General features: G+C 51.0%; 31 protein-coding genes. All 31 read right to left on the bottom strand.

The genetic code is table 11. The features are described 5' to 3' along the window. Positions 1-15: 15 nt before the first annotated feature. Genes H7F11_RS03440 through fusA form a run of 31 tightly spaced genes read right to left on the bottom strand, consistent with a single transcriptional unit; the run spans position 16 to position 17,022 of the window. Entirely contained in the window at positions 16-1,032 is a 1,017-nt protein-coding gene (locus H7F11_RS03440; RefSeq protein ID WP_193649852.1) for a DNA-directed RNA polymerase subunit alpha, read from the bottom strand. Between the two features lie 22 nt (positions 1,033-1,054). Then, entirely contained in the window at positions 1,055-1,681 is a 627-nt protein-coding gene (gene rpsD / locus H7F11_RS03435) for a 30S ribosomal protein S4 (protein WP_193649851.1), read from the bottom strand. A 20-nt stretch (positions 1,682-1,701) separates the two neighbouring features. Then, positions 1,702-2,097: a 30S ribosomal protein S11 gene (gene rpsK / locus H7F11_RS03430; RefSeq protein ID WP_010639656.1), complete on the bottom strand. Its 396-nt coding sequence runs from the start codon at positions 2,095-2,097 to the stop codon at positions 1,702-1,704. Positions 2,098-2,114: 17 nt separating this feature from the next. Beyond that, on the bottom strand, positions 2,115-2,471 hold the full coding sequence (rpsM, locus tag H7F11_RS03425; RefSeq protein ID WP_010639657.1) for a 30S ribosomal protein S13: 357 nt from the start codon (positions 2,469-2,471) through the stop codon (positions 2,115-2,117). A gap of 59 nt (positions 2,472-2,530) precedes the next feature. Further along, positions 2,531-2,644, bottom strand: coding sequence for a 50S ribosomal protein L36 (rpmJ, locus tag H7F11_RS03420; protein WP_009568281.1), 114 nt, complete (start codon positions 2,642-2,644; stop codon positions 2,531-2,533). Between the two features lie 9 nt (positions 2,645-2,653). Beyond that, entirely contained in the window at positions 2,654-2,872 is a 219-nt protein-coding gene (gene infA, locus H7F11_RS03415; protein ID WP_010639668.1) for a translation initiation factor IF-1, read from the bottom strand. Beyond that, the gene (locus H7F11_RS03410) at positions 2,873-3,535 is read right to left on the bottom strand and encodes an adenylate kinase (protein ID WP_193657999.1); all 663 of its coding nucleotides are present in this window, start codon (positions 3,533-3,535) and stop codon (positions 2,873-2,875) included. Beyond that, positions 3,532-4,863: a preprotein translocase subunit SecY gene (gene secY / locus H7F11_RS03405; RefSeq protein WP_193649849.1), complete on the bottom strand. Its 1,332-nt coding sequence runs from the start codon at positions 4,861-4,863 to the stop codon at positions 3,532-3,534. Before secY ends, H7F11_RS03410 begins: the two co-directional genes overlap by 4 nt. Continuing rightward, positions 4,863-5,300, bottom strand: coding sequence for a 50S ribosomal protein L15 (gene rplO, locus H7F11_RS03400; protein ID WP_193649848.1), 438 nt, complete (start codon positions 5,298-5,300; stop codon positions 4,863-4,865). The genes secY and rplO overlap by 1 nt, the downstream gene beginning before the upstream one ends. After that, positions 5,297-5,482, bottom strand: coding sequence for a 50S ribosomal protein L30 (gene rpmD / locus H7F11_RS03395; protein WP_193649888.1), 186 nt, complete (start codon positions 5,480-5,482; stop codon positions 5,297-5,299). The genes rplO and rpmD overlap by 4 nt, the downstream gene beginning before the upstream one ends. Continuing rightward, positions 5,475-6,005, bottom strand: coding sequence for a 30S ribosomal protein S5 (rpsE, locus tag H7F11_RS03390; RefSeq protein ID WP_193649847.1), 531 nt, complete (start codon positions 6,003-6,005; stop codon positions 5,475-5,477). Before rpsE ends, rpmD begins: the two co-directional genes overlap by 8 nt. A 14-nt stretch (positions 6,006-6,019) precedes the next feature. Continuing rightward, positions 6,020-6,373, bottom strand: a complete 354-nt coding sequence (gene rplR, locus H7F11_RS03385) for a 50S ribosomal protein L18 (RefSeq protein ID WP_193649846.1) — start codon at positions 6,371-6,373, stop codon at positions 6,020-6,022. Positions 6,374-6,391: 18 nt separating this feature from the next. Beyond that, positions 6,392-6,916, bottom strand: coding sequence for a 50S ribosomal protein L6 (gene rplF / locus H7F11_RS03380; RefSeq protein WP_193649845.1), 525 nt, complete (start codon positions 6,914-6,916; stop codon positions 6,392-6,394). 12 nt (positions 6,917-6,928) lie between these two features. Then, positions 6,929-7,324 (bottom strand): 30S ribosomal protein S8, encoded by a 396-nt coding sequence (gene rpsH / locus H7F11_RS03375; RefSeq protein ID WP_010639682.1) that lies wholly within the window; start codon positions 7,322-7,324, stop codon positions 6,929-6,931. A 9-nt stretch (positions 7,325-7,333) separates the two neighbouring features. Next, positions 7,334-7,519, bottom strand: coding sequence for a type Z 30S ribosomal protein S14 (locus tag H7F11_RS03370; RefSeq protein ID WP_010639684.1), 186 nt, complete (start codon positions 7,517-7,519; stop codon positions 7,334-7,336). A gap of 14 nt (positions 7,520-7,533) precedes the next feature. Then, the gene (gene rplE / locus H7F11_RS03365; RefSeq protein WP_010639686.1) at positions 7,534-8,076 is read right to left on the bottom strand and encodes a 50S ribosomal protein L5; all 543 of its coding nucleotides are present in this window, start codon (positions 8,074-8,076) and stop codon (positions 7,534-7,536) included. Positions 8,077-8,090: 14 nt separating this feature from the next. Beyond that, on the bottom strand, positions 8,091-8,411 hold the full coding sequence (rplX, locus tag H7F11_RS03360) for a 50S ribosomal protein L24 (RefSeq protein ID WP_193649844.1): 321 nt from the start codon (positions 8,409-8,411) through the stop codon (positions 8,091-8,093). A 9-nt stretch (positions 8,412-8,420) separates the two neighbouring features. After that, on the bottom strand, positions 8,421-8,789 hold the full coding sequence (rplN, locus tag H7F11_RS03355) for a 50S ribosomal protein L14 (protein ID WP_010639690.1): 369 nt from the start codon (positions 8,787-8,789) through the stop codon (positions 8,421-8,423). Further along, positions 8,786-9,061, bottom strand: a complete 276-nt coding sequence (gene rpsQ / locus H7F11_RS03350; RefSeq protein WP_193649843.1) for a 30S ribosomal protein S17 — start codon at positions 9,059-9,061, stop codon at positions 8,786-8,788. Before rpsQ ends, rplN begins: the two co-directional genes overlap by 4 nt. After that, a complete protein-coding gene (gene rpmC / locus H7F11_RS03345; RefSeq protein WP_031573675.1) occupies positions 9,061-9,255 on the bottom strand; it encodes a 50S ribosomal protein L29 in 195 nt (64 codons plus the stop codon). Before rpmC ends, rpsQ begins: the two co-directional genes overlap by 1 nt. Then, positions 9,252-9,668, bottom strand: coding sequence for a 50S ribosomal protein L16 (rplP, locus tag H7F11_RS03340; protein ID WP_010639694.1), 417 nt, complete (start codon positions 9,666-9,668; stop codon positions 9,252-9,254). Before rplP ends, rpmC begins: the two co-directional genes overlap by 4 nt. Positions 9,669-9,680: 12 nt before the next feature. Continuing rightward, positions 9,681-10,343: a 30S ribosomal protein S3 gene (gene rpsC / locus H7F11_RS03335; RefSeq protein WP_193649842.1), complete on the bottom strand. Its 663-nt coding sequence runs from the start codon at positions 10,341-10,343 to the stop codon at positions 9,681-9,683. A gap of 11 nt (positions 10,344-10,354) precedes the next feature. Beyond that, positions 10,355-10,687, bottom strand: coding sequence for a 50S ribosomal protein L22 (gene rplV / locus H7F11_RS03330; RefSeq protein WP_010639697.1), 333 nt, complete (start codon positions 10,685-10,687; stop codon positions 10,355-10,357). Between the two features lie 11 nt (positions 10,688-10,698). Continuing rightward, positions 10,699-10,974 carry a 30S ribosomal protein S19 gene (gene rpsS, locus H7F11_RS03325; RefSeq protein ID WP_010639699.1) on the bottom strand — a complete coding sequence of 92 codons (276 nt, stop codon included), beginning with the start codon at positions 10,972-10,974 and terminating at the stop codon, positions 10,699-10,701. A gap of 18 nt (positions 10,975-10,992) precedes the next feature. Next, positions 10,993-11,817 (bottom strand): 50S ribosomal protein L2, encoded by an 825-nt coding sequence (rplB, locus tag H7F11_RS03320; protein ID WP_193649841.1) that lies wholly within the window; start codon positions 11,815-11,817, stop codon positions 10,993-10,995. 15 nt (positions 11,818-11,832) lie between these two features. Continuing rightward, positions 11,833-12,126, bottom strand: coding sequence for a 50S ribosomal protein L23 (gene rplW, locus H7F11_RS03315; protein WP_031573667.1), 294 nt, complete (start codon positions 12,124-12,126; stop codon positions 11,833-11,835). After that, positions 12,123-12,740 (bottom strand): 50S ribosomal protein L4, encoded by a 618-nt coding sequence (gene rplD / locus H7F11_RS03310; RefSeq protein WP_193649840.1) that lies wholly within the window; start codon positions 12,738-12,740, stop codon positions 12,123-12,125. The genes rplW and rplD overlap by 4 nt, the downstream gene beginning before the upstream one ends. A gap of 11 nt (positions 12,741-12,751) precedes the next feature. Then, entirely contained in the window at positions 12,752-13,384 is a 633-nt protein-coding gene (gene rplC / locus H7F11_RS03305; protein WP_193649839.1) for a 50S ribosomal protein L3, read from the bottom strand. A gap of 19 nt (positions 13,385-13,403) precedes the next feature. Beyond that, positions 13,404-13,712: a 30S ribosomal protein S10 gene (rpsJ, locus tag H7F11_RS03300; RefSeq protein ID WP_012536086.1), complete on the bottom strand. Its 309-nt coding sequence runs from the start codon at positions 13,710-13,712 to the stop codon at positions 13,404-13,406. After that, positions 13,712-14,902, bottom strand: a complete 1,191-nt coding sequence (gene tuf, locus H7F11_RS03295; protein ID WP_193649834.1) for an elongation factor Tu — start codon at positions 14,900-14,902, stop codon at positions 13,712-13,714. The genes rpsJ and tuf overlap by 1 nt, the downstream gene beginning before the upstream one ends. A gap of 20 nt (positions 14,903-14,922) precedes the next feature. Continuing rightward, on the bottom strand, positions 14,923-17,022 hold the full coding sequence (gene fusA, locus H7F11_RS03290; protein ID WP_193649838.1) for an elongation factor G: 2,100 nt from the start codon (positions 17,020-17,022) through the stop codon (positions 14,923-14,925). Between the last annotated feature and the right edge of the window lie 18 nt (positions 17,023-17,040).

Here is a 17,040-nt window from a genome sequence, read left to right as displayed (position 1 = left end):
ACCAAATTCTGAACATTAGCCGTTAACATCAACGTCTGCGCCGCGCCCGGAAATGGGCGGCAGGTTCTCCGGCGGCCAGTTTTCAACACGCATACCCAGACTGAGGCCATGGGCCACCAGGACTTCCTTGATTTCAGTGAGTGATTTTTTGCCGAGATTAGGAGCTTTCAATAGTTCCTGTTCGGATTTTTGAACCAGATCACCAATGTAAAAAATATCTTCTGCTTTGAGACAATTGGCTGAACGAACGGTCAGCTCCAGGTCATCCACGGGACGTATCAGCAAGGGCATCAAATCCTGACCGTTTTGAACCTGAGAAGCTTCAGGCTCCTGCTGATTTTCAGCACCAGCCAAAACGCCCAACTGACTACGCAGAATCCGTGAGGCCTCCTGAACTGCCCAAACCGGATCAACGACACCGTTGGTTTCCACATCCAGGACCAAGCGATCCAAATCGGTACGCTGTTCTACACGCGCACTTTCGACCTGATAACTGACTTTCAAAACCGGACTGAAACTGGCATCCAGAGCCATCACGCCAATACGTTTCTCATGATTCTGACGCCGTGTAGCTGCAGCATCATAGCCGCGACCATCGTCAATCCGCAGATGCATGACCAGTTCTACATCCCGAGTCAAAGTAGCAATGACCTGATCAGGATTGGCCACTTCAATACCATGCTCAGAAACAATGTCTGCACCGGTCATCAAACCCGGGCCACGCTTGCGCAAAGTAACCATCACATCACTGTGACCCTGCGAGCGAACTGCAAGCATTTTGAGATTGAGGAGAATATCTACGACATCTTCCTGCACCCCTTCAATGCTGGAATATTCGTGCAGAACACCCTCAATCTCCACCTCGGTCACTGCCGCTCCTTTCAGCGAAGAGAGCAGAATACGCCTCAAACCACTGCCCAAGGTGTGACCAAAGCCACGCTCCAGAGGGCCCAAAGACAGGCGCGCACGACGTGCGGAAATTTCTTCAACTTCTACGCCCTGCGGACGTAACAAATCACCAACATCAGTCATAAGCGTTCCTCAACCCCCGGTCTTACTTAGAGTACAACTCCACGACGACCTGTTCGTTCAAATCCGGTGCGATATCTTCACGCGCCGGTACGGCCTTAATTGTTGCACTGAGTGTGGCGGCATCCATGCTCACCCATTCAGGGAATCCGCGACCACCGGCAGCTTCAACCGCAGCTACAATCCGTACATGTTGACGGGCAGATTCAGCCACACTCACCACATCACCGGCACGGACCTGATAGGATGGAATATCCACGCGGCGACCATTAACCAGAATATGACCATGGCGAACAACCTGGCGGGCTTCCGCACGCGAAGATCCAAATCCAAGCCGGTACGCAACATTATCCAGACGCAGCTCCAGAAGGCGCAGCAGGCTCTCACCGGTTACTCCCCGGGTCTGACTGGCCCGTTCGAAATAACGGCGAAACTGACCTTCAAGAACACCATAAATGCGCCGAATTTTCTGCTTTTCACGCAGCTGACCGCCGTATTCGCTTACTCTTCCGCGACGCTGACCATGCTGGCCTGGTGCATAGGCACGAATGCTCACCGGACATTTGTCCGAAAAGCATTTCTCACCTTTCAGAAAGAGCTTGCCGCCTTCACGACGGCACAAACGACAACTGGGACCCGTATATTTAGCCACTAACTACCTCCACCTAAAAATTAAACACGCCGCTTTTTAGGCGGACGGCAGCCGTTATGGGGAATCGGCGTGACGTCGCGAATACTCGCAATGCGGAAGCCGATGGAATGCAGCGCACGAACGGTACTTTCCCGACCGGGCCCAGGACCGCGAACTTCAACATCCAGATTTTTGACACCATATTCCTGTGCTTTTTTCCCCGCGTTTTCCGCTGCCACCTGAGCGGCAAAGGGGGTGCTTTTGCGCGACCCACGGAAACCGGAGCCACCTGAGCTCGCCCAAGTCAGGACATTCCCCTGACGGTCACTGATCGTGATGATGGTGTTATTGAATGACGCATATATATGCGCTACTCCATCAAGTACGTTTTTCTTTACTTTCTTCCGCACACGGGAGTTTGTCTGAGTTTTCGCCATTACTGGAATCTTCCTAGTTAACGAGTGATCGATTTGGCAGGACCCTTACGTGTCCGTGCGTTCGTCTTGGTACGCTGACCGTGAACAGGAAGTCCACGACGATGCCGAATACCGCGATAGCAACCAAGGTCCATCAATCGTTTGATGTTCATGGTTACCTCACGACGGAGATCACCTTCCACCAGAAACTTGGCGACCTCAGCCCGAATACGTTCCAGCTCGGGTTCGCTGATGTCCTTGACGCGCATATCAAAAGCAATATCAGCTGCAGACAAAATACTCTGCGAACGAGTTCTGCCGATACCATAAATATACGTCAAAGCAATTTCGATTTGCTTGTTGTTTGGAATATTAACACCAGCGATGCGGGCCATCCGCAATTCCTCCAAAAGACTAAGTGGGTCGACCCCACAGACTGATAAATTTAGTCGCCTTAACCTTGACGTTGTTTATGACGGGGTTCTACACAAATGACCCGCACCACACCGTTACGACGGACTATCTTGCAATTACGACAGAGCTTTTTTACTGACGCCCGAACTTTCATTACATCCCCCTATTTGGCACGATATATAATGCGACCCTTGGTTAAATCATAGGGCGTCATTTCTACAGTCACCTTATCTCCTGGCAATATACGGATATAATGCATACGCATTTTGCCGGATATATGTGCATTCACTACATACCCATTTTCGAGACGCACTTTAAAAGTGGCACTCGGCAGGTTTTCAATGACTTCGCCCTGCATCTCCAGAGTATCTTCTTTAGACATCTAATCTTTTTCCCTCACCGCTTCCACGATTCTGGCAAACACTTCATCCGCCTCACCATGACCATCAATCTGACGGTAGGCTGGCCGATCGTGATAATAAGCGATCAAAGGAGCTGTTTCCGCCTGATAAACTGCCAGGCGCTTTCTGATCACATCCGGCTGGTCATCTTCACGCTGGACCAGACTGCCCCCACATTGATCACATACCGCACTGACCAATGAAGGATGATAACGTTCATGATAAATGGCACCACAACCAGAACAGACACGCCGTCCTGAAAGCCGCTCAACTATTTCCTCATCATCCAGCGCAATATGCAGTACAGCAGAAATGTCTTCACCGGCACCCTGCAATAGTTGGTCTAGCGCATTCGCTTGATGTACAGTTCGCGGAAAACCGTCGAATATCACCCCGGCTACTGCATCTTCCAACGTCAATCGCTCTGCAACAATACCAATGATAATGTCGTCGCTCACCAGTGCTCCAGAATCCATCACTGTAGCAGCACGACGCCCAATATCACTACCAGACTGAACAGAGGCGCGGAGCATATCACCAGTAGAGACATGAGGCAAGCCTAAATATTGAGCCAGACGCTGAGCCTGTGTACCCTTTCCGGCTCCGGGAGCACCCAAAAATATGAGGTGCCTGACCAAACTCATCGTCCACTCAGGGGATTCTTACGAATCAACCCTTCATATTGATGGGTGAGCAGATGACTTTGAATCTGACCCATGAGATCCATCATCACCACAACCACAATCAGCAAACTGGTGCCACCTAAATAGAAAGGCACGTTATACTGGACAATGAGAAATTCCGGCAACAAGCAAACCAGTGTCAGGTAAATGGCTCCCCAAAGGGTTAGACGGGTTAAAATCCTGTCCATGTAACGGGCAGTATGTTCACCTGGTCTGATCCCTGGAACAAACGCACCAGATTTTTTGAGGTTGTCAGCCGTATCTCTCGGATTGAAGACCATTGCCGTATAGAAGAAGGCAAAAAATACAATCGCCGTAGTAAATACCACGACATAAAGCGCAGAACCCGGACTCAATGCCTGACCGAAGCGCGCCAACCATTCCATACCAGGAACATTGGCAAACCACCCCGAAAGCGTAGCTGGCAACAATAAAATGCTGGTCGCAAAAATCGGTGGAATAACACCACTCATATTTACCTTGAGGGGCATGTGCGTGCTTTGTCCACCATAAATTTTACGACCAACCTGACGCTTGGCGTATTGAATAGGAACACGTCTCTGTGCGCTTTCCATAAACACTACAAACGCGGTAACCAGAAGGGCCAGAACAAATAATGCCACCACAAATAGCGGTTGGAACTGCCCGGTTTGCATCAATTCAAAGGTGGTCCCGATAGCATCAGGCAGTCCCGCGACAATCCCCGCGAAAATGATCAGCGATATGCCATTGCCAATGCCACGTTCGGTGATTTGCTCACCAATCCACATGAGGAAAACAGTACCACAGGCGAGGGAAATTGTCGTAGTAAACAAAAACAAGGGACCAGGGTCTATTACCACCGGAACATGACCAGCGTGCATTTTTTCAATAGCAACAGCAATACCCAGTCCTTGCATAAGAGCGAGACCGACCGTGGCATAACGCGTGTATTCAGTGATCTTTCTTCGACCTGACTCGCCTTCTTTTTTTAGTTCTTCCAGCTTGGGGAAAACTGAACCCGCCAGTTGGAAAATAATGGAAGCACTGATATAAGGCATGATCCCCAATGCAAAAACCGTCAAGCGCGACAGAGCACCGCCGGAGAACATGTTGAACATGCCGAGAATTGTTCCGCGCTGCTCATTGAAAAATGAAGCCATGGCGGCCGGGTCAATACCCGGCACCGGAATATGCGCGCCAATACGAAAAACCAGCAAGGCACCCAACAAAAACAAAATGCGGTTACGTAATTCATTGATCTTACCAGCGCCTTGCGCGGCACCCGCAATGTTACGCAACCCGGCCATTATTCTTCGACCTTTCCGCCAGCACTTTCAATCGCAGACTTGGCCCCCGCACTGACCCGCAATCCACGCACGGTAAGAGCTTGGCTCAATTCACCCGTCATAATCACCTTAACGACATCCGGGCTGCCGCGAACAACGCGCCGCAACAGTAGCCCTTCCATGTCCACCACACCATCTATCGCCGCATTTTCCAGCTGGGACAAGGTCACCTCGCAAGTACGGGCACCAAAAGTATTCCGGAATCCTCTTTTAGGAATACGGCGTTGCAAGGGCATCTGACCGCCCTCAAAACCAACCTTGTGGTAACCACCTGACCTGGCATGCTGGCCCTTGTGACCACGACCTGCGGTTTTACCGAGTCCACTTCCAATCCCGCGTCCGACACGACGACGATCTTTCTTGGCACCCTCTGCAGGCGCTATCGTATTTAATTTCATGACAACTCTTCCCAGCGCAATAAGTAAGGTACTTTATTGACCATGCCACGGATTTCTGGCGTATCAGGACGATCAACAGTATGGTTGGTGCGACGCAAACCAAGGCCGACCACAACACGGCGATGTTTTTCGGTCACCCCAATTAAACTTTTGACCAGAGTGATACGTAACTGTTTATTCATCATGACCTCCCTCACCACGAATTTCCTTCAGGCTTTTGCCACGCTTCATGGCGATGGCCTGGGGGCTGGAAAGCTTGTTGAACGCATCAAAAGTTGCACGTACCACATTGATAGGATTATTGGAACCCAGCGACTTAGCCACCACATTGCGCAACCCTACTGCTTCACAGACAGCGCGCATGGCACCACCAGCAATAACGCCACTACCTTCTGGAGCAGGACGCAACATGACGCGAGCAGCACCATGACGACCTTCTACCGGGTAAGGAATTGTGCCACCACGCATCAGTGGGATTTGCGTCATCCAACGACGAGCCTGATCAGTGGCTTTCTGGATTCCCGCAGGAACCTCCTTAGCTTTACCTCGACCAAAGCCGACCTTGCCATCACCATCTCCGACGACCATCAGTGCCGCAAAACCAAATTGCCGACCGCCCTTGACCACCTTAGATACACGATTGATATGAATCAGCTTTTCCTGCATACCATCGCTGGGCTGAGCATCACGATTTTCCCTTGCCATTTTTCAGATCTCCGTCAGAACGACAACCCGCCCTCACGGGCGGCGTCGGCCAGGGCTCGCACCCGACCATGATAACGATAACCGCTTCGGTCAAAGGCAACTTCCTTCACACCAGCAGCCAATGCTTTGGCGGCAACCCGCTGACCGATGGTCACTGCGGCAGCCACATCCGCACCACGCGGCATGGTCGCACGCAACTCACCTTCCACACTGGAGGCCTGAACAATAACAATGCCCTTGGAATCATCAATGACCTGTGCATAGATGTGCTTTCCGGAACGGAAGACGCAAAGCCTTGGTTTGGCTTGAGATGCAATCCGGGCACGAGTTTTACGTGCACGACGGAGTCTGGATGTATTTTTATTCATGATTACCTGCCTCAACCATTATTTCTTTTTGGCTTCTTTACGACGGACATTTTCACCTGCATAACGCACACCTTTACCCTTGTACGGCTCAGGAGGACGATATGCACGAATGTCTGCGGCAATTTGCCCGATTTTCTGCTTATCAATACCCTTGATCACGATTTCTGTCTGGGTCGGCGTTTCAATCGTAATGTCGTCAGGCACCGGATAATCTACAGGATGTGAAAATCCCAGACTCAAGCTCAGGGTTTTGCCTTTCGCTTGCGCACGATAACCCACACCGATAATTTCGAGTTTCTGCTCAAAACCTACCGAGACACCATGCACCATATTATTTAACAAGGCGCGCATTGTTCCGGCAAAAGCATTTTGCCCTTCAGCCCAGGCCAAGGTAGCTACTCCATCGTCCACTTGCAGCGTCACACTGGAGTGAAATGGCGTGGACATCTGACCTTTGGGGCCTTTCACGTGCAAATACTTATCAGCCACATGAACTTCCACACCTTTAGGAAGAGTAACAGGCTGTTTCCCTACTCGAGACATACTGAATCTCCCTTAAGAGACGACGCAGAGTACTTCACCACCAATCCCGGCAGTACGTGCCGCACGATCAGTCATGATACCCTGCGAAGTGGAAATGATGGCAATGCCAAAACCATCCCGAACCTTGGGAAGATCATCAGCACCCCGATAAATACGCACACCCGGTCGACTTACACGACGGATTTCGGCAATAACCCCAGCTCCAGCATAATACTTAAGAGTCAGGTTCAGAACCGGATGACCATCCTGAGTTTCTTCCCGGAAATCGGTAATATAACCTTCTTCAACCAGAACACGAGCAATGGCGCGTTTCAGTTTCGAAGCAGGCATTAAGACTTTCGCTTTATTTACTTGTTGCGCATTTCTAATGCGCGTAAGCATATCAGCAATAGGATCCGTTACGCTCATCGTGTTTCCTCACCAGCTCGCTTTGACAATACCGGGAATTGAACCCGCCGAGGCATGCTTACGCAGGCACAAACGACACAGACCAAATTTCCGATAGTAACCACGTGAACGTCCGCACAATTTGCAACGGTGGTACGCACGCACCTTAAACTTTGGGGTCCTTTCGGACTTTGCAATCAATGATTTTTTTGCCACGCGTCAAACTCCCTTCAAGGCCGGAAGGGCATCTTGAAGGCTTTTAACAGCCCAAGGCCCTCTTCATCATTCTTGGCGGTGGTAGTGAACACCACGTCCAACCCGCGCAAACGATCAATTTTATCATATTCAATTTCAGGGAATATGATTTGTTCTTTCACACCCAAGGTGTAGTTACCACGACCATCAAAAGATTTTGGTGACAGCCCACGGAAATCGCGAATACGAGGAATAGCTACCGTTACCAGGCGATCGAGGAACTCATACATGACCAGACCGCGTAAAGTCACCATGCAACCAATTGGATAACCATCGCGAATTTTAAAAGCAGCAACCGATTTACGGGCACGGGTTACCACGGGCTTCTGACCCGCAATTTTAGTCATGTCACCAACGGCAGCTTCAAGAATCTTCTTGTCACCTACCGCTTCACCCACACCCATATTCAAGGTGATTTTAAGAATCTTGGGTACTTCCATCACGCTTTGATAACCGAAATCCTGCATCAGCTTTGGGGCGATGGCGCTTTTGTACAAAGTATGTAAACGTGCTTCCATTTTATATTTTACCCTTAACGGCCGCTGATAACTTCGCCGCTGCTCTTGAAAACCCGAACCTTACGTTCGCCTTCCAGCGTCTTATAACCAACTCTGTCTGCAGTTCCCGCAGTGGCGTTGAAAATAGCCACATTGGAAATATGAAGAGGCGCCTCTTTTTCGACAATGCCGCCAGGCTTGCCCATACGATCGGGACGAACGTGACGCTTGATCATGTTCACCTTCTCCACCAGCACCCGTGATTCGCTACTAAGAACTTTCAGCACCTTACCGCGCTTGCCTTTGTCCTTACCGGCCAGAATCACGACTTCATCATCCTTACGCAACTTCAACATGGTCATCCCCTACAGCACTTCTGGCGCTAACGAAATTATTTTCATGAAATTAGCCCCGCGCAATTCACGGGTTACCGGTCCAAATATACGCGTACCAATAGGCTGCAACTGATTGTTAAGCAGCACCGCCGCATTGGTATCAAAGCGGATCAAGGACCCATCCTCACGACGAACGCCTTTGCGAGTACGGACGACCAGGGCATTGTAAACATCTCCCTTTTTGACCTTACCACGAGGCACCGCATCCTTGATGCTGACCTTGATGACATCGCCAATGTCCGCATAACGCCTGTGTGAGCCGCCGAGTACCTTGATGCACATCACTTCCCGCGCACCACTGTTGTCCGCCACGCTTAATCTAGTCTGCATCTGAATCATGCGTTATCTCCTTCGACAACACTCTGGCTGAGCACATTCACCAGACGCCAGCTTTTGGTTTTAGACAAAGGCCGACATTCTTCAATTTTAACCGTGTCACCAATGTGGCAGGCATTGTCAGCGTCGTGCGCATGAAACTTTTTGGAACGACGAATATATTTTTTGTAGAGCGGATGCTGGATGCGTCTTTCGACCAGAACCACGATAGTTTTATCCATACGGTCGCTAACAACAGTGCCAACGAGACTACGGGGATTTTTTACTTCGCTCATCACTGCACTCCCTTCTTGGCACTAATCGCTGTACGGACACGGGCAATATCTCTGCGCACTGTACGCAAACGGGTGGTCTTGGCGAGTTGACCAGTAGCATGCTGCATGCGTAATTTGAACTGCTCTTCCAGCAATTGCATGAGTTCAGTCTGGCAGCCAGCCAGATCCAGTTTTTGTATTTCTTGCGCTTTCATCCCATCACCCGCCGACTTACAAATACGGTCTGCACTGGAAGTTTAGCCGCACCTAAAGCAAAAGCTTCACGAGCCACTTCCTCACTGACACCTTCCATTTCATATAGGACTTTACCAGGCTGGATCAGCGCCACCCAATATTCAGGGTTACCTTTGCCTTTACCCATCCGCACTTCTGCCGGCTTTTTACTGATGGGCTTGTCAGGAAAAATACGGATCCAGATCCGACCGCCACGTTTTACATGACGACTAATGGCACGCCGTGCAGCTTCTAACTGACGCGCAGTAATTCTTCCCCGGCCAATAGCTTTAAGACCAAATTCACCAAAGCTTACCTTACTCCCACGCGTCGCTATGCCGCGATTGCGTCCCTTGTGTTGTTTACGAAATTTCGTACGTTTAGGCTGCAGCATCTGAAGCTCCCGTTACTTCTGGTGAGCACCGGTATTTTGTACCGTGCTCCATTCCAGAATCTCGCCCTTAAAAATCCATACCTTGACGCCAATAATACCGTAGGTGGTTTTCGCCTCAGCAAAACCGTAATCAATATCGGCACGCAGGGTGTGCAAAGGCACCCGCCCTTCCCGATACCATTCAGTACGAGCAATTTCTGCTCCACCCAATCGGCCGGCACAATTAATGCGCATACCCAGCGCTCCAAAACGCATGGCATTCGTAACAGCTCTTTTCATCGCCCGGCGAAACATGATTCGGCGTTCCAACTGTTGGGCGACGCTTTCAGCAACCAGTTGCGCATCCAACTCGGGCTTACGAATTTCTTCCACATTAATATGAACCGGAACGCCCATGCGCTTTTGCACATCATGACGTAACTTTTCGATATCTTCGCCCTTTTTACCGATAACGATACCAGGGCGCGCAGTATGTACTGTGATACGCGCACTCCGTGCAGGACGTTCGATAATAATATCGGAAACAGCTCCACCGAAAAGTCGCTCGCGAATGAACTGGCGGATTTTAATATCTTCCAGCAATTTTTCTTGGAAATCACCCTTCCCGTACCAACGGGAGTTCCAATTCTTAATGATTCCCAGACGCAGTCCGACTGGATTGGTTTTTTGTCCCATAGCTTCCTCAGTTAACTCTCTGCGACCACAATCGTGATATGGCTGGTCCGTTTCAGTATCCGTGAGCCCCGACCTTTTGCCCGGGCCGCAAAGCGCTTCAGTACCGCACCGCCGTCAATCAGAATCTGTTCGACGAAAAGAGCGTCCACATCGGCACCTTCATTGTTTTCTGCATTAGCAATTGCTGATTCGAGACATTTACGAATGGGCAATGCCGCTTTCTTGTTGGTAAACTGCAAAATCTCCAAAGCCTTGTCTACCGGTTTGCCTCGCACCAGGTCAGCAACCAGTCGCGCTTTTTGGGGAGACATCTGAAGTCCTTTAAGTACAGCTGATGATTTCATCTGATTCCCCTTTATCGCTTGGCTTTTTTGTCAGCCACGTGACCTTTGAAGGTCCGTGTCAGTGCAAATTCACCGAGCTTATGGCCAACCATGTTCTCGTTAACCACAACAGGAATGTGCTGACGACCATTGTGTACACTGATGGTCAGACCGATGAAATCAGGGGTAATAGTGGAACGACGCGACCATGTTTTGATCGGACGCCGGCTACTACTCGCCTGTGCACTTTGTACTTTACGGTCCAGATGTTCATCAATGAACGGACCTTTTTTAATGGAACGTGGCACGTCAAATCCCCTTAACCACTAACGCGAACGACGTCGTACAATCATATTGCTTGTACGCTTGTTTTTACGGGTACGATAACCCTTGGTCGGTTGCCCCCAAGGTGAAACCGGGTGCCGACCACCGGAAGTACGACCTTCACCACCACCATGGGGATGATCTACCGGGTTCATTACCACACCACGTACGGTTGGTCGAACACCACGCCAACGCGTGGCACCGGCCTTACCCAATTGCTGAGATCCGTGTTCTTCGTTACCAACCTCACCAATGGTAGCGCGGCAGGATACATGAATTCGACGGACTTCGCCAGAGCGCAAACGTAACTGGGCATATTCCCCATCACGCGCCATGAGCTGTGCTGATGCACCTGCCGAACGAGCAATCTGCCCACCCTTGCCCGGACGCATTTCAATATTGTGCACTACCGAACCTACCGGGATACCGCGCAGAGGCATACAGTTGCCGGGCTTGATCGGCGTTTGCTCAGCCGAAAGAATGGCGTCACCGACATTCATTCCTTTGGTGGCCAGAATGTAACGACGTTCTCCATCAACATAGCAAACAAGTGCTATATGCGCCGAACGATTGGGATCGTACTCCATACGTTCCACTTTACCGGGAACGTCAAATTTATTGCGCTTAAAATCAATAAGTCGATAGTGTGACTTGTGCCCACCACCTTGGTGACGTCGGGTGATTCGCCCATGATTATTGCGGCCGCCACTATGTGATTGCGATTCCACCAACTTCGGATACGGGTCCCCTTTGTGCAGACGCGTATCTACGCTCTTAACGACAAAACGTCGACCTGCGGAGGTGGGTTTAGTTTTAATCAATGCCATTTTTAGATCCTTTCCTCAGGCCACGCCGTAGTCAATGCTGTTGCCTTCGGCCAGACGTACATAAGCCTTTTTCCAGGAAGAGCGGCGGCCAACGTGTCGTCCCATACGCTTTTCCTTGCCTAAGTAATTGCAGGTTTGAACAGACAACACCTGAACTTCAAATAGTTTTTCAACAGCTGACTTAATTTCAAGTTTGGTAGAGTCGCGCGCCACTTTGAATACAAACTGGTTCGACTTCTGCTGCACCATGGTGCTTTTTTCGCTGATGACCGGGGCCAAAAGGACCAGATATTTACGTTCTGCGTTCATCCGTACACCTCACCTAATTTCATGACTGCGTCCTGATCCATCAGCACGCGGCCATATTGGAGAAGATCTGCAGGACCGATATCCTGCCAGCCGGCAATACCAACTTTCGGAAAATTCCGCAAGCTCAAGAATAAATTGACTGGGACTTCACCCATGACCAGCAGAAAATCCGTACCACCTGCCTGATCAATCCATGCACGCGCGATTTTACTGCGTGCTTCGGAAAAATCTTCCTGTTGAATAATCTGCAACCGACCCTGACGCAACAATTCGGCCAGAACTGTACGCATGGCCCCGGCCCACATCTTTTTATTAACTTTTTGATGGTAGTTTTCACCACCAGCAGGGAACACCCGACCACCACCGCGCCAGATTGGGCTGCGTGTTGTACCAGCACGCGCACGACCGGTACCCTTTTGCTTCCAGGGTTTACGGCCACCACCGCGGACGGCTGAACGATTCTTCTGGTGCGCAGTGGCAGTCCGCATGCCAGCCATTTGCGCCACAACCACCTGGTGCAACAGCGCTTCGTTGTAGGGAACGTCAAAAACACCGTCAGCAATTTCAACCGGACTGTTTTTGCCGCTGGCAATTTCCAGACTTTGGACTTGCATATTTATCTCTCCTAACCGCGAACTGCAGGACGCACGATGACATCACCATCGCGTGCACCAGGTACAGCACCTTTGATCATCAGCAATTGCCGAGCCTCATCGATGCGCACCAATTCAAGGTTCAGCGTGGTAACCTGTTCATCACCTAAATGACCGGCCATCTTCTTGCCCTTGAATACCCGCCCAGGAGTCTGCCGACAACCAATGGAGCCCGGTGCATTGTGCGCCCGTGAGTTACCGTGACTGGCGCGGTTACTACGGAAATTATGGCGCTTGATGGCACCAGCGAAACCTTTACCTTTACTGGTACCAGTTACATCGACTTTTTGACCAGCAGTAAATACATCAAGACCAATCTCACTGCCACTGCTGTATGCCCCGGTATCATCAACGCGGAACTCACGCAACAAGCGGCCTGGAATTACACCACTCTTTCGGAAGTGTCCTGCCAGTGCAGACGTTACCCTTTGGGGACGACGTTCACCGCAGGCCACCTGTACGGCACAGTAACCATCAGTGGCGATATCTTTAATCTGGGTCACCTTGTTCGGTGCCACATGAATGACGGTTACCGGCAAAACCCGTCCATCATCAGAGATGATGCGCGTCATACCTACTTTCCGTCCGATCAGACCCATTACCATTTTCTTGTCCTTTCTAAAATTACAGCTTGATCTCGACGTCGACACCCGCTGCAAGATCCAGCTTGATCAGCGCATCTACGGTTTTATCATTGGGATCGAGAATATCCAGCAAACGCTTATGAGTCCGCTGTTCAAACTGATCGCGGGCATTCTTGTCCACATGCGGTGAACGCAACACCGTGAAGCGCTCGATCTTGGTGGGCAGAGGTATAGGACCGCATACCCGAGCCCCAGTCCGCCGGGCTGTTTCAACGATTTCTGCTGCAGAAATATCCAGCATGCGGTAATCGTATGATTTCAAGCGAATACGAATTTTTGAACTGTCCATTATTCGACCACCTTGGAAACGACGCCAGCACCTACCGTACGGCCACCTTCACGTACCGCAAAGCGCAAACCTTCTTCCATCGCAATCGGGGCAATCAGCGCAACCTTGAACAACACGTTGTCACCAGGCATCACCATCTCTACCCCTTCCGGCAATTCCACAGCACCGGTTACGTCCGTGGTCCGGAAGTAAAACTGTGGACGGTAGCCGTTGAAAAACGGGGTGTGGCGTCCGCCTTCTTCTTTCGACAGGACATACACTTCCGCTTCAAAACGGGTGTGCGGTTTGATGCTGCCGGGCTTGGCCAGTACCTGTCCACGCTCCACGTCGTCTTTCTTGGTGCCACGCAGCAACACGCCGACGTTGTCGCCCGCCTGTCCCTGATCCAGAATCTTCCGGAACATTTCTACACCGGTGACAATGCTCTTGGCGGTGTCACGGATGCCGATGATTTCAATTTCATCACCGACCTTGACAATACCACGCTCAATACGGCCGGTGACCACGGTGCCACGTCCGGAAATCGAGAAGACGTCTTCGATCGGCATCAGGAAGGGCTTGTCGACCGGACGCTCAGGCAGGGGGATGTAGCTGTCGAGGGCGTCTGCGAGTTTGAAAATGGCGGGTTCGCCGATGTCGCTCTGATCGCCTTCCAGGGCCTTCAGGGCTGATCCAATGATCACTGGGATATCGTCTCCCGGGAAATCATACTTGGACAGCAGTTCGCGGACTTCCATTTCGACCAGCTCAAGCAGTTCGGCGTCATCCACCATATCGGCCTTGTTCAGGAACACGACAATGTAGGGAACGCCCACCTGACGGGCCAGCAGAATGTGTTCACGCGTCTGCGGCATGGGGCCGTCCGCTGCCGAACAGACCAGAATGGCGCCATCCATCTGCGCCGCGCCGGTGATCATGTTCTTGACATAGTCGGCGTGTCCGGGGCAGTCCACGTGGGCATAGTGACGCGCTTCCGTCTCATACTCCACGTGTGAGGTCGCGATCGTGATGCCACGTGCCCGTTCTTCAGGCGCGTTATCAATCTGATCATAGGCCCGTACTTCTCCACCAAACTTCGTCGACAGCACCTTCGTCAGCGCCGCCGTCAATGTGGTCTTCCCATGGTCCACGTGACCAATCGTTCCCACGTTTACATGCGGCTTAGTCCGCTCAAATTTCCCTTTGGACATCTTGAACTCTCCCGTTACGACTAGCGCTGACTTTTCTTGACAATGGCCTCGGCCACATGGCCGGGGACTTCCATATACTTCTCAAACTGCATGGTGTATGTAGCACGTCCCTGTGACAATGAACGGACAGTCGTTGCATAACCAAACATTTCCGACAGCGGCACTTCACAACGAATGACCTTGGCACCGGCTTCGTCTTCCATACCCTGCATCATGCCGCGACGACTGTTAATGTCACCGATGATATCACCCATATATTCTTCCGGGGTCACCACTTCCACCGCAAAAATAGGCTCCAACAGCACTGGATTCGCTTTTGCTGCACCGGCTTTGAAACCCATGGACCCTGCAATTTTAAATGCAGCTTCCGATGAGTCGACGTCATGATAAGAACCGTCAAAAATGGTCACCTTGACATCCACTACCGGGAAGCCGGCGATGATACCATTTTCGAGGGCTTCTTCAACACCTTTTTGCGTAGGTCCTATAAATTCTTTGGGGACCGTACCGCCAACCACACCATTTTCAAAACTGAATCCGGTTCCTGGTTCCAAAGGTTCCAGACGCAACCAGACATGACCGTACTGACCGCGACCACCAGACTGGCGGACAAACTTACCTTCTGCCTCTACGGTCTTGCGGATTGTCTCACGATAAGCGACCTGAGGTGCACCCACCGTTGCTTCGACGTTAAACTCGCGCTTCATACGATCTACAATGATTTCAAGATGAAGCTCGCCCATACCGGAAATAATCGTCTGTCCTGATTCCTGATCCGTACGCACCCGGAATGAGGGATCTTCCTGAGCCAGCTTACCCAGTGCAATGCCCATTTTTTCCTGATCGGCCTTGGTTTTGGGCTCGACAGCAACATGAATGACCGGCTCAGGAAATTCCATCTGCTCAAGAGAAATGGACTTATTGAGATCACAGAGGGTGTCACCGGTGTAGGCCGTTTTCAAACCCACTGCAGCAGCAATATCCCCTGCCAAAACTTCTTTGATTTCATGGCGCTCATTGGCATGCATCTGGAGCACACGACCAATGCGTTCTTTTTGATTCCTACCTGGGTTCAACACGGTGGAGCCAGCCGTCAGCACGCCTGAGTACACCCTGAAAAAGGTCAATTGCCCAACAAATGGATCAGTAGCAATTTTGAAGGCCAGTGCAGAAAACGGCTCTTCATCATCAGCAGAACGCACGACTTGTGCGCCGGAGTCCGGATCCGTGCCAACTACTGCCTCAATATCTACAGGTGAAGGCAAGTAATCTAAAACCGCATCTAATGCAGCCTGAACCCCTTTGTTTTTGAAAGCACTACCGCAAAGAACTGGAACGGTTACGCCAGCAATGGTCGCCTTGCGCAAAGCGGCCTGAAGCTCGGGGATGGAGATTTCTTCCCCTTCCAGATATTTCATCATGACCTCTTCATCCGCGTCGGCAATGGCTTCAACCATAAAGTGACGGGCGGCTTCGGCTTCTTCACGCAGGTCTGCAGGAATTTCTTCTTCGGTAAAACGCGTCCCTTGAAGAGCATCATCCCAGTTGATGGACTTCATTTTCATCAAGTCGATAACACCACTGAAACGGTCTTCTTCACCAATGGGTAACTGGACCGGAACCGGGTTCCCTTTCAACTTGCTCGCAATTTGCTCGACTACCCGCTTGAAGTTGGCGCCCTGACGATCCATCTTGTTTACAAAAGCAATACGCGGAACCTTGTATTTGTTGGCTTGTCGCCACACCGTCTCGGACTGGGGCTGCACACCGCCCACTGCACAAAACACCGCCATGGCGCCGTCCAGCACGCGCAGAGAACGCTCCACTTCAATGGTGAAGTCTACGTGTCCGGGGGTATCAATGATGTTGATGCGATGTTCGGCACGTTGACCATCCATACCTTTCCAGAAACAGGTCGTCGCGGCAGAGGTAATGGTTATGCCGCGCTCCTGTTCCTGAGCCATCCAGTCCATGACGGCAGTACCCTCATGCACTTCACCAATCTTATGAGACACACCCGTGTAAAATAAGATACGTTCCGTGGTAGTCGTTTTGCCGGCATCAATATGCGCCATAATGCCGATATTGCGATAACGTTCAATGGGGGTCGTGCGAGCCACAGTTTAGTCCTTTTGGGT

It is taken from the genome of Acidithiobacillus sp. HP-2 (assembly GCF_015100155.1).
Classification (GTDB): domain Bacteria; phylum Pseudomonadota; class Gammaproteobacteria; order Acidithiobacillales; family Acidithiobacillaceae; genus Acidithiobacillus.
The sequence above is the reverse complement of the archived record's forward strand: the minus strand, read 5'-3'. Positions and strand labels throughout refer to the sequence as shown.

What these genes read in the sequence shown, in the direction of transcription:
- H7F11_RS03440 (WP_193649852.1), bottom strand. Translation starts at nt 1,032, where the DNA reads ATGACTGATGTTGGTGATTTGTTACGTCCGCAGGGCGTAGAAGTTGAA.
- rpsK (WP_010639656.1), bottom strand. Translation starts at nt 2,097, where the DNA reads ATGGCGAAAACTCAGACAAACTCCCGTGTGCGGAAGAAAGTAAAGAAA.
- rpsM (WP_010639657.1), bottom strand. Translation starts at nt 2,471, where the DNA reads ATGGCCCGCATCGCTGGTGTTAATATTCCAAACAACAAGCAAATCGAA.
- rpmJ (WP_009568281.1), bottom strand. Translation starts at nt 2,644, where the DNA reads ATGAAAGTTCGGGCGTCAGTAAAAAAGCTCTGTCGTAATTGCAAGATA.
- infA (WP_010639668.1), bottom strand. Translation starts at nt 2,872, where the DNA reads ATGTCTAAAGAAGATACTCTGGAGATGCAGGGCGAAGTCATTGAAAAC.
- H7F11_RS03410 (WP_193657999.1), bottom strand. Translation starts at nt 3,535, where the DNA reads ATGAGTTTGGTCAGGCACCTCATATTTTTGGGTGCTCCCGGAGCCGGA.
- secY (WP_193649849.1), bottom strand. Translation starts at nt 4,863, where the DNA reads ATGGCCGGGTTGCGTAACATTGCGGGTGCCGCGCAAGGCGCTGGTAAG.
- rplO (WP_193649848.1), bottom strand. Translation starts at nt 5,300, where the DNA reads ATGAAATTAAATACGATAGCGCCTGCAGAGGGTGCCAAGAAAGATCGT.
- rpmD (WP_193649888.1), bottom strand. Translation starts at nt 5,482, where the DNA reads ATGAATAAACAGTTACGTATCACTCTGGTCAAAAGTTTAATTGGGGTG.
- rpsE (WP_193649847.1), bottom strand. Translation starts at nt 6,005, where the DNA reads ATGGCAAGGGAAAATCGTGATGCTCAGCCCAGCGATGGTATGCAGGAA.
- rplR (WP_193649846.1), bottom strand. Translation starts at nt 6,373, where the DNA reads ATGAATAAAAATACATCCAGACTCCGTCGTGCACGTAAAACTCGTGCC.
- rplF (WP_193649845.1), bottom strand. Translation starts at nt 6,916, where the DNA reads ATGTCTCGAGTAGGGAAACAGCCTGTTACTCTTCCTAAAGGTGTGGAA.
- rpsH (WP_010639682.1), bottom strand. Translation starts at nt 7,324, where the DNA reads ATGAGCGTAACGGATCCTATTGCTGATATGCTTACGCGCATTAGAAAT.
- rplE (WP_010639686.1), bottom strand. Translation starts at nt 8,076, where the DNA reads ATGGAAGCACGTTTACATACTTTGTACAAAAGCGCCATCGCCCCAAAG.
- rplX (WP_193649844.1), bottom strand. Translation starts at nt 8,411, where the DNA reads ATGTTGAAGTTGCGTAAGGATGATGAAGTCGTGATTCTGGCCGGTAAG.
- rplN (WP_010639690.1), bottom strand. Translation starts at nt 8,789, where the DNA reads ATGATTCAGATGCAGACTAGATTAAGCGTGGCGGACAACAGTGGTGCG.
- rpsQ (WP_193649843.1), bottom strand. Translation starts at nt 9,061, where the DNA reads ATGAGCGAAGTAAAAAATCCCCGTAGTCTCGTTGGCACTGTTGTTAGC.
- rpmC (WP_031573675.1), bottom strand. Translation starts at nt 9,255, where the DNA reads ATGAAAGCGCAAGAAATACAAAAACTGGATCTGGCTGGCTGCCAGACT.
- rplP (WP_010639694.1), bottom strand. Translation starts at nt 9,668, where the DNA reads ATGCTGCAGCCTAAACGTACGAAATTTCGTAAACAACACAAGGGACGC.
- rpsC (WP_193649842.1), bottom strand. Translation starts at nt 10,343, where the DNA reads ATGGGACAAAAAACCAATCCAGTCGGACTGCGTCTGGGAATCATTAAG.
- rplV (WP_010639697.1), bottom strand. Translation starts at nt 10,687, where the DNA reads ATGAAATCATCAGCTGTACTTAAAGGACTTCAGATGTCTCCCCAAAAA.
- rplB (WP_193649841.1), bottom strand. Translation starts at nt 11,817, where the DNA reads ATGGCATTGATTAAAACTAAACCCACCTCCGCAGGTCGACGTTTTGTC.
- rplW (WP_031573667.1), bottom strand. Translation starts at nt 12,126, where the DNA reads ATGAACGCAGAACGTAAATATCTGGTCCTTTTGGCCCCGGTCATCAGC.
- rplD (WP_193649840.1), bottom strand. Translation starts at nt 12,740, where the DNA reads ATGCAAGTCCAAAGTCTGGAAATTGCCAGCGGCAAAAACAGTCCGGTT.
- rplC (WP_193649839.1), bottom strand. Translation starts at nt 13,384, where the DNA reads ATGGTAATGGGTCTGATCGGACGGAAAGTAGGTATGACGCGCATCATC.
- rpsJ (WP_012536086.1), bottom strand. Translation starts at nt 13,712, where the DNA reads ATGGACAGTTCAAAAATTCGTATTCGCTTGAAATCATACGATTACCGC.
- tuf (WP_193649834.1), bottom strand. Translation starts at nt 14,902, where the DNA reads ATGTCCAAAGGGAAATTTGAGCGGACTAAGCCGCATGTAAACGTGGGA.